The organism is Armatimonadota bacterium (assembly GCA_013314775.1).
Classification (GTDB): Bacteria; Armatimonadota; Zipacnadia; order Zipacnadales; family JABUFB01; genus JABUFB01.
This window is the reverse complement of sequence record JABUFB010000001.1, coordinates 92389-113104: the sequence shown is the minus strand read 5'-3', so window position 1 is coordinate 113104 and position 20716 is coordinate 92389. Positions and strand designations below refer to the sequence as shown.

General features: G+C 64.4%; 14 protein-coding genes. 12 read left to right on the top strand and 2 right to left on the bottom strand.

The genetic code is table 11. The annotated features are described in order from the left end of the window. Nucleotides 1–190 precede the first annotated feature (190 nt). The 4 genes from HPY44_00440 to HPY44_00425 all read left to right on the top strand — a co-directional run bounded on the left by HPY44_00440 (nt 191) and on the right by HPY44_00425 (nt 5833). Complete coding sequence (locus tag HPY44_00440; GenBank protein NSW54451.1) at nt 191–1303, top strand: M20/M25/M40 family metallo-hydrolase; 1113 nt, start codon at nt 191–193, stop codon at nt 1301–1303. A 162-nt stretch (nt 1304–1465) separates the two neighbouring features. After that, nucleotides 1466–2794, top strand: coding sequence for a neutral/alkaline non-lysosomal ceramidase N-terminal domain-containing protein (locus HPY44_00435; GenBank protein NSW54450.1), 1329 nt, complete (start codon nt 1466–1468; stop codon nt 2792–2794). A gap of 20 nt (nt 2795–2814) precedes the next feature. Then, nucleotides 2815–3705 (top strand): PHP domain-containing protein, encoded by an 891-nt coding sequence (locus tag HPY44_00430; protein ID NSW54449.1) that lies wholly within the window; start codon nt 2815–2817, stop codon nt 3703–3705. A 112-nt stretch (nt 3706–3817) separates the two neighbouring features. Further along, nucleotides 3818–5833: a hypothetical protein gene (locus HPY44_00425; protein NSW54448.1), complete on the top strand. Its 2016-nt coding sequence runs from the start codon at nt 3818–3820 to the stop codon at nt 5831–5833. Nucleotides 5834–5902: 69 nt separating this feature from the next. Here the strand turns inward: HPY44_00425 and HPY44_00420 are convergent, their stop codons facing one another. Next, complete coding sequence (locus HPY44_00420; protein ID NSW54447.1) at nt 5903–6607, bottom strand: response regulator transcription factor; 705 nt, start codon at nt 6605–6607, stop codon at nt 5903–5905. A 667-nt stretch (nt 6608–7274) separates the two neighbouring features. Between HPY44_00420 and HPY44_00415 the strand changes: the two genes are divergently transcribed. The 3 genes from HPY44_00415 (at nt 7275) to HPY44_00405 (ending at nt 11131) form a co-directional block, all read left to right on the top strand. Further along, the gene (locus tag HPY44_00415) at nt 7275–8849 is read left to right on the top strand and encodes a phosphoglycerate mutase (2,3-diphosphoglycerate-independent) (GenBank protein NSW54446.1); all 1575 of its coding nucleotides are present in this window, start codon (nt 7275–7277) and stop codon (nt 8847–8849) included. Nucleotides 8850–8942: 93 nt separating this feature from the next. Next, entirely contained in the window at nt 8943–9902 is a 960-nt protein-coding gene (locus tag HPY44_00410; GenBank protein ID NSW54445.1) for a C-terminal binding protein, read from the top strand. A 137-nt stretch (nt 9903–10039) separates the two neighbouring features. Then, nucleotides 10040–11131 carry a hypothetical protein gene (locus HPY44_00405; GenBank protein ID NSW54444.1) on the top strand — a complete coding sequence of 364 codons (1092 nt, stop codon included), beginning with the start codon at nt 10040–10042 and terminating at the stop codon, nt 11129–11131. A 78-nt stretch (nt 11132–11209) separates the two neighbouring features. On the opposite strand, the gene HPY44_00400 is transcribed toward HPY44_00405, so the two are convergent. Beyond that, a complete protein-coding gene (locus tag HPY44_00400; protein NSW54443.1) occupies nt 11210–11812 on the bottom strand; it encodes a DUF1559 domain-containing protein in 603 nt (200 codons plus the stop codon). 170 nt (nt 11813–11982) lie between these two features. Here HPY44_00400 and HPY44_00395 point away from each other — a divergent pair, with 170 nt between their 5' ends. From HPY44_00395 to HPY44_00375, 5 genes are all read left to right on the top strand, one after another. Then, nucleotides 11983–12507, top strand: coding sequence for a small multi-drug export protein (locus HPY44_00395; GenBank protein NSW54442.1), 525 nt, complete (start codon nt 11983–11985; stop codon nt 12505–12507). 36 nt (nt 12508–12543) lie between these two features. Further along, complete coding sequence (locus HPY44_00390) at nt 12544–12879, top strand: hypothetical protein (protein NSW54441.1); 336 nt, start codon at nt 12544–12546, stop codon at nt 12877–12879. A 278-nt stretch (nt 12880–13157) separates the two neighbouring features. Then, a complete protein-coding gene (gene uvrA / locus HPY44_00385) occupies nt 13158–19418 on the top strand; it encodes an excinuclease ABC subunit UvrA (protein ID NSW54440.1) in 6261 nt (2086 codons plus the stop codon). Between the two features lie 3 nt (nt 19419–19421). Then, nucleotides 19422–20075 carry a hypothetical protein gene (locus HPY44_00380; protein NSW54439.1) on the top strand — a complete coding sequence of 218 codons (654 nt, stop codon included), beginning with the start codon at nt 19422–19424 and terminating at the stop codon, nt 20073–20075. A gap of 14 nt (nt 20076–20089) precedes the next feature. Further along, the gene (locus HPY44_00375) at nt 20090–20707 is read left to right on the top strand and encodes a trimeric intracellular cation channel family protein (protein ID NSW54438.1); all 618 of its coding nucleotides are present in this window, start codon (nt 20090–20092) and stop codon (nt 20705–20707) included. Nucleotides 20708–20716 lie beyond the last annotated feature (9 nt).

The following is a 20716-nucleotide window of genomic DNA, read 5'->3' as shown; positions in this document are numbered from 1 at the left end:
CCGCGGGCGAAGAGAAACGCTAATCAACCAGCAATGTTATTCGCGGGAATCGCGCAGGTTCCTTCTGGTTCGCCGAAAAAAGTGAATGCAAGCCTTTTCGAGACTGCAAGGAAGCAGCGCCGCCCGCGACGAAATGACACGCGCTCGGAATACCTTTCACGTGATATCGACTGCCTCGGCGGAGTGGCACATGATCCAGCGCAACCAACTCGTATCCGAGTTCTGCGAGCTCGTGCGTATCAACAGCCTGTCGTTGCGGGAGAAGGCGCTGGCAGAACTGCTTGCGGCGAAACTCATCGACATGGGATTGTCGGTGGAGTTCGATGACGCCGACAAGGCGCTGGGCGGCCAGGTCGGTAACCTCATCGCCAAGCTCCCGGCGACTCGTCTTGGCCCGACGCTCATGCTCCAGTCCCATATGGACACGGTGGAGCCCGGCGAGGGTATTGAGCCGGTCATCAACGGCAACCTCGTATGCAGCGCCGGGGAGACGATTCTCGGCGCCGACGCCAAGGCCGGCATCACAGTGATCCTCAACGCGGTGCGGGAAGTCATCGCGAAAGGAATTGATCACGGCGAGCTGCAGATCGTCTTCTGCATCGCTGAAGAGACCGGTCTGCATGGAGCCTACCACCTGGACTACAGCAGGATCAGCCCCGATTTCGCCTTTGTCTTCGACGGCGGCAAGCCCGCCGGGCGCATGACCACCGCCGCGCCTTCGGCGTACAAGATGACTTTCCGCATGAAGGGTCTCGCAGCTCATGCCGGAGTGCATCCGGAGCGAGGTGTCAGCGCGATCCAGGCAGCTGCCAGCGGGATCTCGCGGATGAGGCTGGGCAGGATCGACTTCGAGACCACCGCCAATATCGGCGTCATCGAGGGCGGGCAGGCACGGAATATCGTGCCCGACTCGTGCACCCTCCTTGCCGAGGCCCGCAGCCATGATGATGTCAAACTCGATGCCCAACTGGCGCACATGGTGATGTGCCTGGAGCACGCGGCGAAGGAATCGGGCGCGACCTTCCTGGAACCGGAGGTCGCCACCTCATACCGCAGCTTCAAGCTCGCCGATGATTCGCCCATCGTACAGATCGGCTGGCAGGCGGCGGAGGCCATCGGCCTGGAACCCGGCACCGAACCGGGCGGCGGCGGAAGCGACGCCAACGTGTTCAACGAGAAAGGCATCCCGTCTGTCATCTGCGCCACCGGCGCACAAGGCGCCCACACCACTGCGGAGACCGCGGATATCGACGAGATGCTCAACTGCGCGCACTGGCTCGTGGAGATCATTCGCCGCGCATGAGGGGCAGATCTCAGCCGTCCCCGGCGCGTGACACTGGTTCGGGCAAGCCGAAGCCGCGCTGATCGACGACAGTAAGTGCAACACCACGCGGGGCATGGTCCGGCGCCCCGCCGAGACCGCCATCTGCCGCACCAACGCGGCCGTACCAAGGGGTCATCAGCTATGGGACATCTGCAGGCCGGCGTCGCCACTGTTGACATCACCCCGCCGGTGGGAACATGGCTCGCCGGTTTCGCCGGGCGCTACAAAGGCAGTGAGGGAATCCACGATCCCCTGCGCGCCCGGGCATTGGTTCTGGACGACGGAGAAACCCGCCTGCTCATCATCACCTGCGACATCCTCAGCCTTGCTTATCCCTTCATCGATGATTTGAAGGCGCGGATTGAGTCGGAATGCGGCCTGCCGCCCGAGCGAGTGATGGTGAATTGCAGCCACACTCACTCCGGCCCCGTGACCCGCACTCCTGCCGCCGAACCGACCGCGGACGACTGCTATATCCTGAGCCTTCCGCTCAAGCTGCTGGGAGCCGTGAAGATGGCCCTCGCCGACCTAAAACCCTCGCGCATAGGCTCGGCGCGGACAGACGTGCAGATCGGCATCAATCGCCGCGAGCGCATCCCCGGAGGGACGAAACTTGGCCGCAACCCGGACTTGCCGGTGGCGCCATACGTGGACGTGATCCGCATTGATGACATGTCCGGCAATCCCCGTGCCATTCTCTTCTCCCACGCCTGCCACCCCGTGACCCGCGCTTCCGACAACTATCAGATCAGCGCCGACTTCCCCGGCCGTGCGCAGGAGGTCGTGGAGTCTGTTTTCCCCGGCGTGCAGGCCATGTTCGCACAGGGTTGCTCGGGCAACATCAACAGCGAGCCCTGCGGCGGAAGCTTCGACGATGTCCACCGCCTCGGCACGGTTCTCGGGGGTGCGGTCATCAAGGCTGCGGCAGGCATTGAGAGCCAGTGCGAGACCCGCCTTGCTGCGGCGATGACCCCCACCGTCTTGCCGCTTCAGGAAGCCCCGCCGACGGATGTGGCACTCGAGCGCCTGGAAGCCGCGAACCGCGCCCTGGAGGAAGCACAGGCATGCGGCGACCCTGGACGCATCAAGAGCGCACGCAGTTTTGCAGAATGGAACCAGCGAGTGTATGACCTGGCGAAAAGTGGTGCAACGAATCGTGTGATGCGGTATGATATGCAGGCTTTCGCGCTGGGTGAGGTCGGCATCGTCGGCCTTCCAGGCGAAGTCTTTGTCGAGTACCAACTCAACATTGCAGCGCGCTCGCCATTCGCCCAGACCCTGGTTTTCGGGGTCACGAACGGGTGTCCCAGTTACATTCCAACCGCCGACGAGTATCCCCACGGCGGGTACGAGGTGCTGGACGCCATCCGATTCTACGGCGATACGATGATCGACCCGGGGCTTGAGCCGATCATCCTGGATGCAGCCCACGAGCTGCTGATCACCGTCTCGGCCTGCAATGGGAAATGATGCAAGGACGGCGCTTTCCAGTGAAGAATAACCCGTTCAGCGCGCCCGGCCAGTTTCTCAAGGGCAACGTCCACCTGCATACCACCAACTCCGACGGCCGAATGTCTCCCCAACAGGCGCTGGACCTGTACGCCGGGGCGGGCTATGATTTCGTGGCGATCACCGACCACGGAAAGGTGACGCCCACCGAGGGCCTCCAAGCGAACGGCCTGCTGATCATCCCGGGCGCCGAACTCCACCAGGGACGGGGCGAACTAGGGCAGGTGCACCACGTCGTGGCGCTCGGGATCGGAGACGGCTTCGCGCTTCCGGAGACTGAAGACCTGGGCGAGGTGCTCGCATATCTACGCCCGCGAGCCCGGTTCGTTTTCGTCGCCCACCCGCACTGGACAACGCTGACGCTGGCCGATCTGCTGACGGCCCAGGATTTCGTGGGCGTCGAGGTCTATAACGGCACATGTGACCATGGCATCGGTCGCGGCTACAGCGAGTACATCTGGGACGAACTGCTGGTACGCGGCAGGCGCTTGTTCGGACTTGCGGTGGATGACGCCCATTGCCACTACCCGGACACTCTGTTGGGCTGGGTGATGGTCAAGTCACCGACACGGACGGCTGCCGACGTGCTGGCTTCACTTGAGCAGGGCCTGTTCTATTCCAGCAACGGGCCGACCATAGAGGATGTGGCCTTCAGCGATGGCGCAGTGACCGTGAGATGCTCGCCGTGCCGGGCCATTCATGTCATATCCCCCGGACCGGGGCGGGGAACCACGACCCACCATCTCCAAAGCGAACCCGGAATGTTTTGCGAGGCTCGTCTGCCGGTATCTGCGGATTGGAACCCGGTGCGGATTGAGTGTGTGGATGAGGCCGGGCGTAAGGCCTGGACAAATCCATTCTGGTTCGACTGATCCTTCAGTCCCGCAAATTGTGTTTCGAGGATGTTGAATCTTGCAGGCCGCCAGCCCGGCTAGATGCATTGAGCCGATAAGTCCGCGGGCGCGGTTCATACTGGGAGGAATCTTGCTCCTGGGCATGGGCCTGCGACTGTATGGTCTCAACTGGGGATTCCCGCTCTCATACCACCACGATGAGAGTCGCTGGGTCCTGGCTGCCAGCGAGCTGGCTGGATCGATGGGATCGGGCGGGAGCATGCTGCCTGAGCAGTCCTCCTTCCGCACCCTGCCGATGTACCTTGCCCTTTTCCTCGCGTGGATCCTGCGCGGTGTGGCCACGGTGGCGGGACATTCGTACGAACTGGCGCCCAGCGTGCTCCTGGCCGGTCGGGCGCTTTCTGCGGGCGCCGAACTCGCTTCGATCTTGCTCGTCTTCGCGCTGGGCCGTCTGTGGTCCGTGCGCTCGGGTCTGTGGGGGGCAGGCCTGTATGCAGTGGCGCTCATCGCCGTGCGCGAGAGCCACTTTTTCACGCTGGAGCCGCTGGCGACCTGCCTCGCGCTGCTGTACGTCTATTGTGTGGCACTCGCCGCACTCTCACCAACCCGGTACAGATACGCCGTTGCCGGTTGCGCACTGGGGCTGGCTCTCTCCGTGCGCATCTTCCCGTTGCCGCTGGGCGCGCTGATTCTGGTGGTGCTCTGTCGCGATGTGCTGGATGGCATGGTCAGCGGCGGAGATCACAAGCCCTTTGTGATGAAGCGCAGCGCCCGGGTGCTGCGGGGCTGGCTCGGGGGGATGGCGCTCCTGTGGATTCTCCCGGTTCTCGTCTGGGGAATGAGCGGCTCGGCGATCAAGGCTTACACCCGCAATGCCCTCACAAGCACCGTCGCCGAGGCGAAGTTGGAGGCCCACACCGTGGATTTCTGGCGGGCCCAGGTGGATTCGGTCTATCGTGGGGGGCTGCTGGCACTTGGGCTCATGGCTGTTGCCGGTAGTGGTGGGAGCCTGCTGGCGCTTCACCTGCTCACGGTGCACCGCGGCCCGCGCGCGTCCTTCGAGACATACGCCCGGCTCCCTCGCATTGGCGCCTTCGTTGGCGGGGCGCTTGCCAGCTTCCTGGTCTTGAACCCCGGGGCAGTGGTCAGCCCCTTCGGATTCTGGGCGCCCTCGGGGCCCGACTCGCTCACGTGGGATCTCTTCATGTCATCGGGAGTGCTTCGGCCGCCACCCTCGTGGGCGATCCACTTCCTGGGCACGCTCCCCTTCGTCTACCACGCGATGCACATCCTGCCCTTCGCCTGGGGGCCGCTGTTGGGCGTGCTTCTGCTGTCGGCGCTCATCTGGTCGGTGGCCCTGCTTGTACGAGGCCGGACGGGTCGCATGTGGCCCGTGGCGGCTACCGCCTGCGTGCTCTTCCTGCTCCTCGGGACACAGGGCGTCAAGCTGACGCGGTACGTGCTTCCCCTGACACCCTTCCTCTGCATTCTCGCAGGTGGGTTCTCCGCTGCGCTGACCTCTCGAGGGCGCGGGGTGGATGGAGTCGCCTGGCGGTTTGTGCTCGGGGCCGTATGGGCGATCTCCGCCCTCTGGTGCGTCGCTTGCATCGGCATCTACGGCCGGGAGGATACCCGCCTGCGCGCCACAAACTGGGTCAGGGGCCACGTGGCGTCGCTGCCCGGTCTGTATGAGCTGGATCGCGCGTGGAGTCATGACTCCGAACGCAAGTTGCTGGAGATCACTCGTCCCCACCTGCAGCGTTACAACCCGGCGCTCAAGGCCCACGACTTCCTGGAGGGACCGCCGCCCACGGACATCATCGAGGAAAAGCGCAAGTACCTGGTGGACATGCTGGACGATGCCGAGTATATCCTGGTCACCGACAACAACCGCAACCGGCTCAGGCCCCTGCGGGAGAGATTCCCGGTCATCAACGACTACTACCAGGACCTGTGGGCCGGGCGTCTCGGATTCGAGCTTGCCGCACGCTTCGAGGACGGGCCGACGCTGTTCGGCATCCGGATCGACGATTCCTGGGCCGAGCCGAGCTTTCGGTACGAAGATCACCCGTCCGTCTTCGTCTTCCGCCGCACCCGGGAGCCTGCCCTGCCGGCTCATGACGCGGGCGAATCAGCCCTCCAATGAAAACCGGGCCGGCGCTTTCGCCGGCCCGGTCATGGTGTGCCGATCAGCACTGATCCCCGGTTGTGGTTATTACTCCCCGATTTCGAACTTGTAGCCCACGCCCCACACAGTCGCAAGGCTCCATGGCACGTCGCGGCCCTCTTCCAGCTTCTTGCGCAGCCGCTTCACGTGGGTGTCGACCGTGCGCAAGTCGCCGCCCGGCGGGCTGTATCCCCAGACATCCTCAACGATCTCCTCGCGGGTGAATACCCTGCGCGGCCGGGATGCCAGGTGGAACAGGAGGTCGAACTCCTTGGGAGTGAGATGCACTGTCTCGCCCTCGACGAAAACCGAACGGGTCGGCATGTCAATTTCGATGCCGGGAAAGCTAATGCGCTTCTTCTGGGCGGTGGCGCGTTCGGTGATTACGGAGCGCCGCAATAGGGCGCGCACCCGGGCAACAAGCTCACGCGGGCCAAAGGGCTTAGCCACGTAGTCGTCAGCGCCCAGTTCGAGGCCGACGACCTTGTCCACCTCATCCTCACGTGCGGTGAGCATGAGCACCGGGATCTCATGGCGCTGGCGAAGCCTGCGGCAGACTTCCAGGCCGTCGATGCCCGGGAGCATAATGTCCAGGAGGATGATGTTGGGTTGATCGAGCTCAACCAGTTCAAGCCCGCGTTCGCCGCTCTCGGCCTCGGTGACCTCATACCCTTCACGGCGCAGCAGTGTGCTCGCCAGGTCGCGATCAGATGGCGAATCATCGATGACGAGAACCTTGTCCTTGTCTGGCATGTGACGTTTCCTTTCACTACACCGGCATAGTGGCCCGCCGGATCTGCCCCGCCGACCCAGAAATATAGCACAGTGTACCCATCTATGCAACGAAAAGGTCACGTAACCCTAGGTTAGCTAAGAAGTCTTCGCTTTCCGAGGACTAACCACCTACCAGTCTAAGGATCGGGACAATTCTACCGCATTGTTCCCTCTCCTCCCGCGACTGATCGTGCCAATCATCAGGCGCTTCAGAAATTGCAGGTAGCATATTTGCAGGCCCACCAAGTCTTTGGCACACCGGCGGACATCACCTTTGGTGATCGGGCCGCAACCGCACCGTCACGCCGGGACCACCAGTCCTGTGGCATGTGTGCCGGCTGAGGGCCGAATTCGCGGTCAGCGTACCCTTTCCCCGGAGCCGCCGCCCCGGGATGCACCTTGAGCCCCCAACGGCGGCGACAGGCCGTTCTCCGGGCACCGGGTCCGGCCGCCCCTCCGGGGGGCAGGGGCAGGGCACGACGAGGGCGACGACATCCGCCAACCGTCCACCCAGGGGGCGCCGCCAACCTCCCTGCCCGCTGTAACCCGTGTATGTTACTTGCTCACACCACGCGCCGCTTCGCCTTGACTTTCCCCGGCGCTTACAGCAAAATGGACCGGTTCCCTGGAGGGCGCCCAAAAGATCATGAGTTCAGGTTTTGACACACCCGTCGCGCGGGCTGTGAGCGAGGCTTACCGCCGCGGTGAAGAGGACGAGACCATGCCCGGCCTGCACCTCGTGGATGCGGCCGGAATCCCCGTGGGCTGCATGGACGATGGTGACTATGTCATCTTCTATAACATCCGCGGGGAGCGCGAGGTCCAGCTTGCCCAGTCTCTGACCCAGCCCGGATTCAGCCGGTTCCCCACCAAAGACGGCATGACCGTCCACATGGCCACCATGATCCGGTATGCGCCGGAGATAACCGAGCATGTGGCCTTCCCCCCCATCGGAGCCATCACTGGGACACTGTCTGAAGCCGTGAGCGCCGCCGGACTGCGCCAGGTGAAGATCGCAGAGTCAGAGAAGGCCATCCACCTCACCTACTTCCTGAATGGCAAGCACGCAAACCCGTGGCCCGGCGAGGAACAGGTCATCATCGAGTCCAATCGCGAGGTCGATGACTTCGACGAATTACCCGAGATGAATGTCGCGGACGTCGCAGACGCAGTCATCGAGAAGCTCGCTGACCCGAGCTATGACCTAATCGTCGCCAACTTCGCGAACATGGACGTAGTGGGCCACATTGAGGACCGCGAGGCGGTTCTCAGCGCAATCCGCGCCGTGGACCCACAGGTGAAGCGGGTTGTGGATGCTGCGCTGCAGGCCGGTGTGACGGCGCTGGTCACCGCCGACCATGGAAGCGTGGAGAAGTGGTACTACCCCGAGGGCGCCATCGACACCGGGCACACCGACAGTCCGGTGCCCTTCGTGGTGTGCGGCCGGGGACAGGTCCAGCTTCGTGAAGGTGGCGACCTGACCGACGTGGCCCCAACGGTTCTCACCCTGCTCGGCGCGCCGGTGCCGACGGAGATGACCGGCAAGCCTCTGTTCCGGGCTCCATCAGGCAGCACTGGCCGAGTGCTGCTGCTCATTGTTGACGGGTGGGGGTTGAACGACGACGCAGCCGCCAACCTGATAACCCAGGCCGAGACCCCGGGGCTGGATGGGCTTCTGGAACAGTTCCCCTGGACATCCCTGAAGGCCAGCGGGTCCGCCGCTGGGATGCCCGAAGGTACGGTGGGCAATTCCGAAGCCGGGCACCTTCACATCGGCGCCGGGCGTTGTATACCCTCGGACCGCCTGCGCATCGCCAGGGCCATGGACAGCGGCGAGTACCATGATAATCCGGCATTCAACTGGGCAATTGACGGGGCCTTGCGCGAAGGCAAGAAGCTCCACCTGCTTGGCATCATCTCCTTCTTTTCCTCCCACGGTTCGGTGAAGTACCTGGAGGAGTTGCTGCGCCTGTGTGCCCGGCGCAAGGTGCCCGAAGTCTACGTCCACGGTCTGCTGGGAAGGCGCGGCGAGCGCCCGGAAAGCGGAGCGGCCTACGTCAACGACGTGGAGCGTCTGTGCCGCGAGCTCGGCACCGGCAAGTTTGTTTCAGTCATCGGCCGCCACTGGGCCCTGGACCGAGAGCAGCACTGGGATCGTGTCGAGATGGCCTATCGGCTCCTCGCCTTCGGTGAAGGCCACCCGGTGCCTGACGTGGCATGAGTTCTTGACACTAAGTCGTCCATCCGCGGGTTCCATCGATCCGCATCATCCGGCTTGTTCGAAACCGACGAGACCCAACCAAGGAGAGCTGCGATGTCAAAGCTGACCGTGTACGTGTCTGATTACACTCTCGCGGAGGACATGGATCTCGAACAGAAGATCCTTGACCAGATCGACGCGAAGATCGACCGCGCGCAGTGCAAGACCGTCGACGAAGTGCTTGCTACCATCGGGGATCCCGACGCAATCATCACCCAGTGGGCCCCATTGCCACGAGAGGTGCTCAGCAAGCTGACGAAGTGCAAGGCCATCTGCCGCAATGGGGTGGGCGTGGACAATATTGACCTCGATGCGTGCAAGGACCTGGGCATCGCGGTCCTCAATGTCCCCGCTTACTGCGTCCAGGATGTGGCCGACCACGCCCTGACCCTGTCGTTGGCCTTGTGCCGCAGGTTGCAGCAGACCATCGATTTCGTCCGTGGTGGAGGCTGGGGCGAGGACCCGATCTTGCCGGCTCACCGCCTGGATCAGCTGGTCTACGGCGTGGTGGGTCTTGGGCGCATCGGCCGGGCATCTGCTGTGCGTGCAAAGCCCTTCTATCGGAAGGTCATTGGCTACGACGCCTTCATGCCCAACGCCAATGTGCCGGAAGTGGACGAGGTCAAATCAAGCCTTGAGGAACTTCTGGGCGAAGCCGACATCATTACGCTCCACGTGCCCGGCACCGCGGAAACCAGGCAGATGATGAATGCCGAGCGCTTCGCGCAGATGAAAAAGGGTGCGTTCCTGGTGAACACCTGTCGTGGCAGCGTAGTCCACACCGACGACCTTGTGGCGGCGCTGCAGTCCGGGCATCTCGGCGGCGCCGGACTCGACGTACACGATCCGGAACCCCTCCCGCAGGACCACCCCCTGCGCTCCATGCCCAATGTCATCATCACCCCCCACGTGGCCTATTACTCAATAGAGGCCGTCATCCAGGCCCGCGAGGAGACCGCCCAGAACCTGGTGCTCTTCTTCCAGGGCAAACAGCCCATTTCGCGCCTGGTCTAGACAACCGCGCACCCGTTCGCGATCCGCAGGGCCCCTCCCAAAACGAGGGGCCCTTGTTTTCCCCCCGGCCCCAAGGCGAACACGCACGGTCCTCCCGCAGTCAAATCCACCGACCACCACTTCAGGAGGCGTGGACAATGGGGACTCATGCACACGTCGGTAGGGGTTGCCTCGTCGCAGTTCTACTCCTTTGCGCAGCCGCAGGCCTCGCAGAGCCGGTTGGAGGGAGAAGCATTCCCGCGGACCCGCTGGATTCGCTCCTGCGAGCCGTGAGTGTGGACACCGGAGTGAGCTACCGCGGATTGACGTTGTTCCCGGTGCGTCTCCGGACGGACTACAGCGACCTGTCCGTGGACACCTTCGACGAGGCCGTCCGACGAGGCGACCTCGAGGTGCGGGAGGTGGAGAACGGCGAAGTGGGGAGCGTGCGGGTACGCAATTCCGGCAGCCGGCTCGTATTCATCATGGCCGGAGAGATCATGACCGGCAGCAGACAGGACCGCACCGCACGACAGGATGCCCTGATTGCGCCGGACACCGGCTGGATCCGCATCCCGGTGTACTGCGTAGAAGCGGGCCGGTGGACCCCGATAAGCCCGCAGTTCGGCAGCGGCAAGAGCCTCGCCGGGGCAGACCTGCGCCTGAACGCCTACGCCGGGGAAACCCAACAGCGCATCTGGGAGGAAGTGGACCGCACAGCTGCGGCCAATTCGGTCACCCAGTCCATGGCCAAGCCACTGCAGGAAGTCTTCACCGATGAAACGGTTCGACGACGCCTGGAGGACTACTCCCGCGGGCTGGCCTTCGATCCCGGGCGGGATTGCGTGGGCCTCGTGGCGTTCTCGGGTGCGCGTGTCATCGCGGCGGATCTGCTTGCGACCCCGGCGCTGTTCCGCGAACTCAAGGACAAGCTTGTGCGCTCATATGTGATTTCCGCGGGGGAGATTGTCCCGGGCCGGAAGGAGGAGCCCTCGGGACATGATGCCGCCCGTTTCCTGGCCCTTGCGTGGTCCGAAGGCTGCCGGCGAATTCCCGTGGACAATCCCGGTGTCGGCTCTTTCTTCCGCCTGCACAGCACTGCCGGGAGGGCATCCGGGGGCCTGCTCACGTACCGGTTCGACACGGTGCACTGCGCCCTGTTCCCGGACAGCAAGCCCACCCCAATCCCCGAGCCAGTACCCTTCCCTATCCCAGTGCCTCGCCCGCTCCTGGAGGATAGCGTGCGTTGAGCAGCCCCGGGAAACGATACGGCGCGGTCACCTTTGCGGGCAACCGCGCCGTTCACATTGCGACGTGTTGCGGTCAGGCTACGGCGTCCAAGTCGGGTTCCACTGGCTGGGTATCCAGTTCTCCCGCTTCTGCCACTTGGCGTGGCCGTCGCAGAAACCGAAGTTGGCGCCCTCGTTGTGAACATCCTTGATGCGGCAGTTGGCGTGCCCGTAGATCACCATGGTGTTGCCGTCAATACCCCACCATCCGTTGCCGGTGCTGTCGGCGATGGTCACGGTCTCAGCGGGCTTCTGGATATCCGCATCCTTGCGACCATTCAGGTACACATTGTAGATATAGCTACACGTCGTGTCGTTCTTGCTTGGACACAGGAAGATCTGGGTGTTCTTGATGTAGGGAGCAATCTCCCCACCCCACCAGACACCATACGGCTCCCAGCGGCTCGTGGCGCCGGACCAGTACATGAGCGGAAACTTTTCATCGTAGTCCTGCGTGTAGGCCAAGAAGGCGATACCGATCTGCTTCACATTGCTAAGACAGGATGATTGCCGGGCCTTTTCCCGGGCGCGGGCGAATACGGGAAAGAGGATCGCCGCCAGAATGGCGATGATCGCGATCACGACGAGCAGTTCAATCAAGGTGAAACCGGTTCTGCGGTGCGTCACAGCGCTGACCTCCATTGCAGGTTGGTACGGCCTTGGAATTGATGCTAAGCCCTGCTGGCGGCGGCTGTCAAGGACAACCCAGCCATGCCCATGCTCCCATGCTTGCACCCGGGGCCCTGTCAGGCTATATTGTCCTGTAACGGCGTCTCCACCCTGCGCGCCTCCCGAAAGGAAGACCATCCGCCTTGGCTGAGCAACTCTGGCACGCCATCCAGGGGTTGCCCGACTGGCTGGCTGTCGCCATTCTCTCTGCCGCGCCGATCAGCGAAGTCCGGGGTGGGATCCCGGTCGGCCTGTGTTACTACGACATGCCCATCTGGCTTTGCCTGCCGGTGGCGATCCTGTCCAATGTGGTCTCGGTGCTGTGGATCGTGCCCACCTATAACTGGATGGCGCGGACCTTCGACTCCACCCCCGGACTGGGCAGTCTGTTCCGGTGGCTCACGGCGAGGGCCGAAAAGCGCAAGAGCCTGGTGGAGAAGTACGGAGTCCTCGCGGTGACTATTTTCGTGGCGGTACCGCTGCCCGTGACCGGGGCATGGACGGGGAGCGTGATCGCCTCCGTCTTCCGTATGCCCTTCGCAAAGGCCGCCCTGTGTATGTTGCTGGGCGTCCTCATCGCCAGCATCATCGTGACGGGGCTTACCCTTGGTGGCGTCGAAGTGTTCAATGCCATCCACGTGAGTCCTGATGTCGCCGCAAGCCAGTGAAACTGGACCCGCGTTATTGGGGAGGTTGCCAGACACATGGATCGGACGGTTCGCATCGAGTTTGAGCGATCACCGAACTACCGCCTGGTTCCCGCCGATGGCGCCTGGGGTGGCCCAACGCCCCGCGGGAAGATTATGGTCAACTTTTTCGTTGATGTTCCCACGTCGCCCTACTCCGTAACCCACGGGGTGACGGAAGAGGGGCAGTTGGGGCCGGAGCTCGAGCGTACGCCGGACGCAGCGGAGAGCACGCCCAGGGTGACCCGCGAATTTGAGATGGGCGTGCTGCTTTCCATTGATGATGCGGAGAGTGTCGCACATTGGCTCCTGGATCAGGTGGAGATGGTGCGCCGCGACATGGAGGATGAGTAACCCGCGACGGGCGGCAATCCCCTGCACCACACGCCATCACGCCCCCGTGAGACCCGCGGCTGGAATCTATTGGTCGGAGTGTGGCACCCGGGCTGTGTTCCCTGGGGGCCTGGTGGCCCGCAGGGACCGGGTCCCAGCGCTGCCGTCGGGCATTTCGCCGAAGCCCGCCGCGACAGGTTAGACACACATTGCGCTAGAATATCTGTTCGTATACGCTGTTCCCCAATGCCCATATTCCGCTCCCTGCCCCAGGCTTCGAGCGCGCAGATACCGGTGCCATGTCCGATCGTATCCTGATTCGCGGCGCCCGCGAACACAATCTCAACGGGGTTGACCTCGACCTGCCCGGCAATGCCCTCATCGTCTTCACGGGCGTGAGCGGCTCGGGGAAGTCCTCCCTGGCTTTCGACACCCTCTTCGCCGAGGGCCAGCGGCTCTACCTGGAGTCTCTGTCCACGTACGCGCGCCAGTTTCTCCAGCAGTTGCCTCGCCCGCGCGTGGAGCGCCTGGAAGGCCTCGCGCCGGCCATTGCAATCCATCAAGGATCGCGCAGCCACAATCCACGCTCCACCGTGGCCACGGTCACCGAAGTCTACGACCACCTGCGCGTCCTGTACGCGGCCATCGGCAAGCCACACTGCCCCCGATGCGGTAAGCCCATCGGCGCCCAGACCCGTGAGGCCATCGTCGGCGCAATTCTGGCGCTGGAGGACACTCCGCAGGTAAGCATCCTCGCGCCGGTCGTCCGCGCCCGTCGCGGGGAGTTCAGGGACCTGCTGGAAGACATGCACAAGCGCGGGTACGTCCGCGTGCGCATCGACGGCCAGCTGCACGACATTGCAAACCCGCCGGAACTGGACCGGCGGCGCAAACATGACGTGGAGATCGTCGTCGACCGCATTCAGTTGCAGGGCGATGTGCGCGCGCGGGTGTCCGAAGCGGTAGAGGCGGCCGCGGAACTTTCCGAAGGCGACGTTGTGGTGGCTGCGGAGGGCAAGCCGGACATGCTTCTGAGTACCCGCTTCGCATGCCTGCCCTGCGGCTTGAGTTTTCGCGAACCCACCCACGCCTCATTTTCCTTCAACAGCCCTCAAGGAATGTGCCCCGAATGCCAGGGCCTGGGTTCCACCCGCACCATGGACCCGGCGCTTCTCGTAGAGCACCCGGAGAAGCCTCTGACGCGCGGCGCGATTCCCCTTCTGCCCTCTCTGGACAATCCCCAGCGCCGGCACTGGTACGAGGGCGTTGCGAGGCGTTACGGGTTCTCACTGGACACCCCCTGGCGCGACCTCACTGACCACCAGCGTGAGGTTCTGCTGTATGGCTCCGGCGGCGAACTGGTGGAATACTACTTCAAACATCCCCGGCACGGATGGGAGTGGCGCCACGCCGAGCCCTGGGACGGAATCATTGCCAGGCTGATGTGGCGTCAGAACCGGGTGCGCGCCCGGGTGCTACGGGACAAGTATGAGGCGGTCATGCACACTGGCCGCTGCCCCGCCTGCCGTGGCAAGCGGCTGAAGCCCGAAAGCCTGGCGGTCACCCTCGGTGGTCTGTCCATCTCCGACCTGTGCGAGCGCACGGTGGAGGATGCACTGCGGTTCATCACCACACTCCAACTGAGCCGCACCGAGGCGCAGATCGCGGAGGATGCGCTCAAGGAAGTGCGCGACCGGCTGGGGTTCCTGTCCCACGTGGGCCTGCACTATCTGAACCTCGACCGTTCCGCACCCACGCTTTCCGGCGGCGAATCCCAGCGCATACGCCTCGCGAGTCAAGTCGGCAGCGGACTGGTGGACTGCCTGTACGTACTGGACGAGCCCAGCATCGGCCTGCACCACCGAGACCAGGGCAAGCTGCTGGATACACTCCTGCACCTGCGCGACCTGGACAACACGATCATTGTGGTCGAGCATGATGAGCAGACCATGCTCACCGCCGACTATCTCGTGGATTTCGGTCCGGGAGCCGGGGAGAAAGGTGGCGAGGTGGTAGCCTGCGGCACGCCCGGGCAGGTGAAGCGCAACCCGGCTTCCCTCACCGGGCAATACCTGTCAGGCAAGCGCAAGATCGCCACTCCCGAGAAGCGTCGCAAGGGCAATGGGAAAGTCCTGAAGATACTGGGCGCTCGTCACAACAACCTGCGCAATGTCGACGTGGCATTCCCGCTGGGGACATTCATCTGTGTCACGGGAGTCTCGGGTTCGGGCAAGAGCTCGCTGGTCACCGACACGCTGTACGCAGCGCTGGCATCCCGTCTCCACCGGGCCGAACTCGAACCCGGTGAGCACACCGCGATCCAGGGCATCGAGTACCTGCAGAAGGTCATCCTGATCGACCAGGACCCCATCGGCCGCACGCCGCGCAGTAATCCGGCCACGTACACCAAAGTCTTTGACCATATCCGCGACCTCTTCGCGCAACTGCCGGAATCGCGCGCCCGAGGATATGCTCCCGGCCGGTTCAGCTTCAACGTGCCGGAGGGCCGCTGCGGGAACTGCGAGGGCCACGGTGCAGTGAGGCTGGAGTCCGACTTCCTGGCGGACGTCTGGGTGACGTGCGAGGTCTGCGGGGGAGAACGGTTCGACCGCGAGACACTATCCATCGAGTTCAAAGGCCACAACATCGGCGATGTGCTGGACCTCGAGGTCAACGATGCCCTGGAGCTGTTCGGCAACATGCCGCGCATCCGGCACATTCTCGAGACCCTGAGGGACGTGGGGCTCGGCTATATCAAGCTGGGGCAGCCCGCAACCACCGTCTCCGGCGGCGAGGCCCAGCGCATCAAACTCGCGAAGGAATTGGCCCGTCCCGGCGGGGAGGGTTGCCTGTATATCCTGGACGAGCCCACCACCGGCCTGCATTTCGAGGATGTCCGCAAGCTCCTGGAAGTCCTGCACCGGTTCGTGGAGGGCGGCAGTACTGTTATCGTGGTGGAGCACCATCCGGATGTCATCAAGAACGCCGACTACCTCATCGACATGGGGCCTGAAGGCGGCGCGGATGGCGGGCGCGTGGTGGCCAGGGGCACGCCCGAGCAGGTGGCTCAACGCCTGACGTCACACACCGGCGCCATGCTCCGGGAGATGCAGGAACTGGGCAGGGTCCGCGCCGCGCCCGAACATCACCGGCGCCGATCGCCCCGCCCGCGCAGCGAGCACATCGAGGTTTTCGGCGCCCGGGAGCACAACCTCAAGGGCATTGACGTTCGCATCCCGCGCCGCAAGTTCACCGTTTTCGCGGGAGTCAGCGGTTCCGGCAAGACTTCTCTCGCCTTCGACACGGTCTATGCGGAGGGTCAGCGCAGGTACTGCGAGTCTCTGTCCTCCTACGCCAGGCAGTTCGTCAGCCAGATGCCCAAGCCCAAGGTGGAGCGGGTTGCGGGCCTGTCGCCGGGCATCGCCATCGAGCAGCGCAATGCGGTGCGCACGCCGCGCTCCACCGTGGGCACCGAGACCCAGATCTACGACTACCTGCGGGTGCTGTACGCGCGCCTGGGTGTGCCGCACTGCCCCGAGTGCGGTGATCCCCTGGGTGCGCGCAGCGTTGCGGATGTGGTCGAGGCCATCCTGGAGCACTTCGGCGAACGCCGCGCCCTGATTCTCGCGCCCGTGAAACCGTCTGGAAATGAAGAGTACCTGGACGTTTTCACACGCCTGGCGAAAGATGGCTGGAACCGGGTGAGGGTGGATGGCGAGATCCTCTCCTTGCCTTACTCTGGCCCGCACATTGACCGCCGGCGCAGGCACCATGTGGAACTGGTGGTGGACCGCCTCACCCCGCACCAGTCTGACCGGGCGCGGCTTGCCGAAGCCGTGGAGCGCGCTTTCTCGGCCTCGGGCGGCGAGGTCATTGCGGCGGGCTGGGAACCCTCGGACGGCGAAGCCCTCCGTATGTCTCGCGATTACGGCTGTGCGCGCTGCGGCACCAGCTATCCGCGCATCACCCCCCGCGCCTTGTCTTTCAACCACTGGGAGGGCTGGTGCCCGACCTGCGAGGGCCTGGGCGTCCTGCGCGGCCTGGACCCGGAGATCATGGTTCCCGATCCACGCCTGTCCATCCGCCAGGGCGCAGTCACAATCTGGGATCAGATCGCGTCCGGGGGACTGCTGGAACGCACTTTGGAGGCCCTCGCCGAATACGGCGGCTTTTCGCTGGACCAGCCTTTCGAGACCCTGAGCCCCGACCAGAAGCGCCTGATCTTCGAGGGCAGCGACGCCGAGTTCCAGGTGGAGCCGGGGCTCAGCGTTCGGTTCGCGGGTCTCTCGCCGGGAATTGAGGAGGGCTCCGCAGTCAGCCACCATTTCCGCCGCCAGTTCACCCGCGCGGTGGGCGACCTGCCCTGCCCCGAGTGCCACGGAGGACGGATCCGCGCGGAATCCGCCGCCGTGCGTTTCCGCGGCATGACCCTCGTGGACCTGTGCCGCCTGCCGCTGGATGATGCCCTTGCATTCCTGAGCGAGGTCCAGTTGACGCCCGACCAGAGCGCCGTGGCCGGGGAGATCCTGCAGGAGATCACCTCGCGCCTGCGCTTCCTGGTGGAGGTGGGCCTGGAGTACCTGCATTTGCACCGTCCTGCGCCCACGTTGTCCGGCGGCGAAGCGCAGCGGGTCAAACTTGCGGGGCAACTGGGTTCAGGGCTCACCGGGGTCATGTATGTGCTGGACGAACCAACAGTGGGTATCCACCCCAGGGATAATGACCGGATGCTGGCGGCTCTCGAAGGCCTGCGCGACCTGGGCAACACGGTGATGGTGGTGGAACACGACCCACAGACCTTCAGTCACGCGGATCACATCATCGACTTCGGTCCGGATGCCGGACCTTCCGGGGGGCAGGTCACAGCGGCCGGCACTCCGGATGTGGTCAAGAGAGTGCGCAAGTCCCGCACCGGAGCCCTCCTGCGCGGCGAACTTGCAGTTCCGGTGCCCACCAATCCGCGCGAAATCGGCGACCCTTCCGCGGGAGGCTGGCTGCGCATCGAAGGCGCCCGCCACAACAACCTGAAGAACATCGACGTGGATATCCCACTGGGCCGGCTGGTGTGCGTCACCGGGCCCTCGGGTTCAGGCAAGAGCTCACTCATTGGAGACATCCTGTACGAGGAGTTGTCTTACCGCCTGCATGGCCGCAACACCATGCCCGGCCATCATCGGGCGATCACCGGGTTCGAATCTCTGCAACGCGTGTCGGGCATCGACCAGTCGGCCATCGGCTACTCGCCGCGCTCCAATGCGGCAACATACATCGGTGCCTTCGACCCGATTCGCGACCTTTTCGCCCGGTTGCCTGAGGCAAAGATGCGGGGCTACACGCCGCGCCGATTTTCCTTCAACGCCCGGGGCGGTCGGTGCGAGGCCTGCCAGGGCATGGGCTTCCGGGTGGTAGAGATGCACTTCCTGCCCGATGTCTGGGTGGAGTGCGAGGAGTGCCGAGGCCGGCGCTACAACCGCGAGACGCTGGACATCAAGTACCGTGGCCGCAGCATTGCCGACGTGCTGGAGATGTCCGTGGACCAGGCGCTGGAGCATTTCTCGGAGTTCCCGCGCATCCAGGCGATGCTCCAAATCCTCTCGGACGTGGGACTGGGATACCTGCCGCTGGGACAGGGAGCGCCCACGCTCTCCGGCGGCGAGGCCCAACGGGTGAAGATTGCGCGGGAACTGGCTCACCCGTCCGCTGCGCGCACTCTCTACCTGCTGGACGAGCCTACCACCGGCCTGCACGTGGCGGACATTCGCAAGCTGCTGGATGTCCTGAACCGCCTGGTCGATGCCGGGCATTCGGTGGTCATCGTCGAGCACAATATGGACGTGGTGAAGACCGCTGACTACGTGATTGATCTCGGTCCCGGTGGCGGCGAGGACGGTGGGCGTTTGGTGGCCGCGGGCACGCCGGCACAGATCGTCGAACAGGCTGCCGGCGTCACCGCACCTTATTTGAAGGCCGCGATGGATGCCAGCCCGCGCGAGGAACGCGCCGTGGTTGAGGTCCGTCGCCGCACTGGGCGTCGGACTGTTGACCTGCCCGGCGGCGAGGACATCAAGCGCCCGTGGGAGGTGGATGGGGAGCGCTGGCATACCCGGGAACGCGTGAATGAGCAGGGCGAGACGCCTGCATGGCACGACGAGGCGCTGATCCAGTTGGCGGCGATGCTGCGCGCACTGCCGGGCGCGGCCGAGCCGGACTGGTCGGACCGGGGCCGCGTGTTGTTCTCGGCCACAGGCGCCCCGGTGGAGTTCGCCCGCATTCGCACCGACCGACGCTGGGTGCTGGACCTGTCCTTCCGGGTGCCCAAGGGCTCCTTCGACGAGGAGGATCTGGCTGCAGAACTCGCTTTGCCGAGCTGGGACGACGTGGACCAGGTTCCCATCTTCGGCCGGGGCTCTCGGGTCCGCATCCGCACCCGTACCCGGGACTACGACCGCATCGCCATCCAGGTGCATTTCGAGTCCGACGTCACCAGCGAGGCATTTCGACGCTTCCTCGCCCGCGCCTGGGATGAGTACCGCCGCGTCTGGGCGAAGGAGGGCGACTGAGCCATGCCCGGCTTTCCCTCCCGCGTGCTGTTCAAAGCCGTGGCCCGGATCCCGCGTGTCGGTACGCTCCAGATCGATGGGGACCTCGGCGACTGGACCGACATTCCGGCCCTGCCTGCGCTTGCGGAACTCGATGGGGCGGACAGCTTCGCCCGGATCCACGTGGCCTGGAGCGATGCGGGGCTGTTCATCGCCGAATACTGCGACAAACCCGTGGGCACCGTGTCCGTCAACCGCCGTTCACCCCACGCCGGCGACGGATTGCAGCTTTGGATCGACACGCGCGGCACCCAGACCACCCACCGCGCCACCCGTTTCTGCCATCACTTCGTCCTCCTGCCCAAGGGCGGCGGGCCGAGCAGGCAGGAGCCGCTGGCGTGGCAGGGGAACATTCGCAGGGCAAGAGAGCGTGCACCGCTGTGCGATCCGTCGGAGATCCGCCTGGCCTCGCGAGTTGGCCCGGATCATTACACGCTGGAGGCCTTCCTGCCGGCACATGTTCTGACCGGGTTCGAGCCGCGCGTGGGCCTGCGGATGGGGTTCAACTACATGGCGCACGATGTTCCGGGCGGCCGACAATTGTGGTCGACTCCGCCCGGTTTCCCCGCCGATTGGGACCCGAGCCTGTGGGGGCTCCTCGAACTGGCCGACAGCTGACGGGAGCGCGTTTCATGCTGCTGTTGATTCTCGATTACCTGGGAACCTTCGCTTTCGCCGTGTCCGGTGCGCTCAAAGGCGTGCGAAAGGGCATGGACCTGTTCGGCGTGAGCGTCCTGGCGCTGGTTACCGCCATCGGAGGCGGCACGCTGCGGGATGCGCTATTGGACGTGCGCCCCTTCTGGCTTGGAGATCAGGTCTATGTGCTCATCTCCCTGGTGGCCGCGGGTGCCGTGTTTGTATTGTACAGGCTGTTCGCCCGCACCGAGCGGTCGCTGCTCGTGTTCGATGCGGTCGGCCTGGGGGTGTTCACAGCAATCGGCGCCATGAAAGCCCAGGCGGCGGATGCCGGCGGTCTCGGCATGGTCACCATGGCGGTGATGACCGGAGTAGGCGGCGGCATGATGCGCGACGTGCTGGCCGGAGACATCCCCGTGGTGCTCCGCGAGGAGATCTATGCTTCGGCCAGCATCGCCGGAGCGCTTGTACTGTGGGGCGCGCTGGCGCTTGGCCTGCCGGAAACAGTCGCCATCTGCGCGGGGGCCGGGCTCACGGTGCTTACCCGCATACTCAGTATTCTGCTCAAGTGGAAGCTCCCGCGACGGGACCCGGACAGTTGTCGCGAGCAGTAGCCCGGCGTC

Excerpts from the sequence above, each read along its gene's own strand:
- HPY44_00375 (NSW54438.1), top strand. The coding sequence starts at position 20,090 with ATGCTGCTGTTGATTCTCGATTACCTGGGAACCTTCGCTTTCGCCGTG.
- HPY44_00380 (NSW54439.1), top strand. The coding sequence starts at position 19,422 with ATGCCCGGCTTTCCCTCCCGCGTGCTGTTCAAAGCCGTGGCCCGGATC.
- HPY44_00410 (NSW54445.1), top strand. The coding sequence starts at position 8,943 with ATGTCAAAGCTGACCGTGTACGTGTCTGATTACACTCTCGCGGAGGAC.
- HPY44_00440 (NSW54451.1), top strand. The coding sequence starts at position 191 with ATGATCCAGCGCAACCAACTCGTATCCGAGTTCTGCGAGCTCGTGCGT.
- HPY44_00415 (NSW54446.1), top strand. The coding sequence starts at position 7,275 with ATGAGTTCAGGTTTTGACACACCCGTCGCGCGGGCTGTGAGCGAGGCT.
- uvrA (NSW54440.1), top strand. The coding sequence starts at position 13,158 with ATGTCCGATCGTATCCTGATTCGCGGCGCCCGCGAACACAATCTCAAC.
- HPY44_00420 (NSW54447.1), bottom strand. The coding sequence starts at position 6,607 with ATGCCAGACAAGGACAAGGTTCTCGTCATCGATGATTCGCCATCTGAT.
- HPY44_00405 (NSW54444.1), top strand. The coding sequence starts at position 10,040 with ATGGGGACTCATGCACACGTCGGTAGGGGTTGCCTCGTCGCAGTTCTA.
- HPY44_00435 (NSW54450.1), top strand. The coding sequence starts at position 1,466 with ATGGGACATCTGCAGGCCGGCGTCGCCACTGTTGACATCACCCCGCCG.
- HPY44_00390 (NSW54441.1), top strand. The coding sequence starts at position 12,544 with ATGGATCGGACGGTTCGCATCGAGTTTGAGCGATCACCGAACTACCGC.
- HPY44_00400 (NSW54443.1), bottom strand. The coding sequence starts at position 11,812 with ATGGAGGTCAGCGCTGTGACGCACCGCAGAACCGGTTTCACCTTGATT.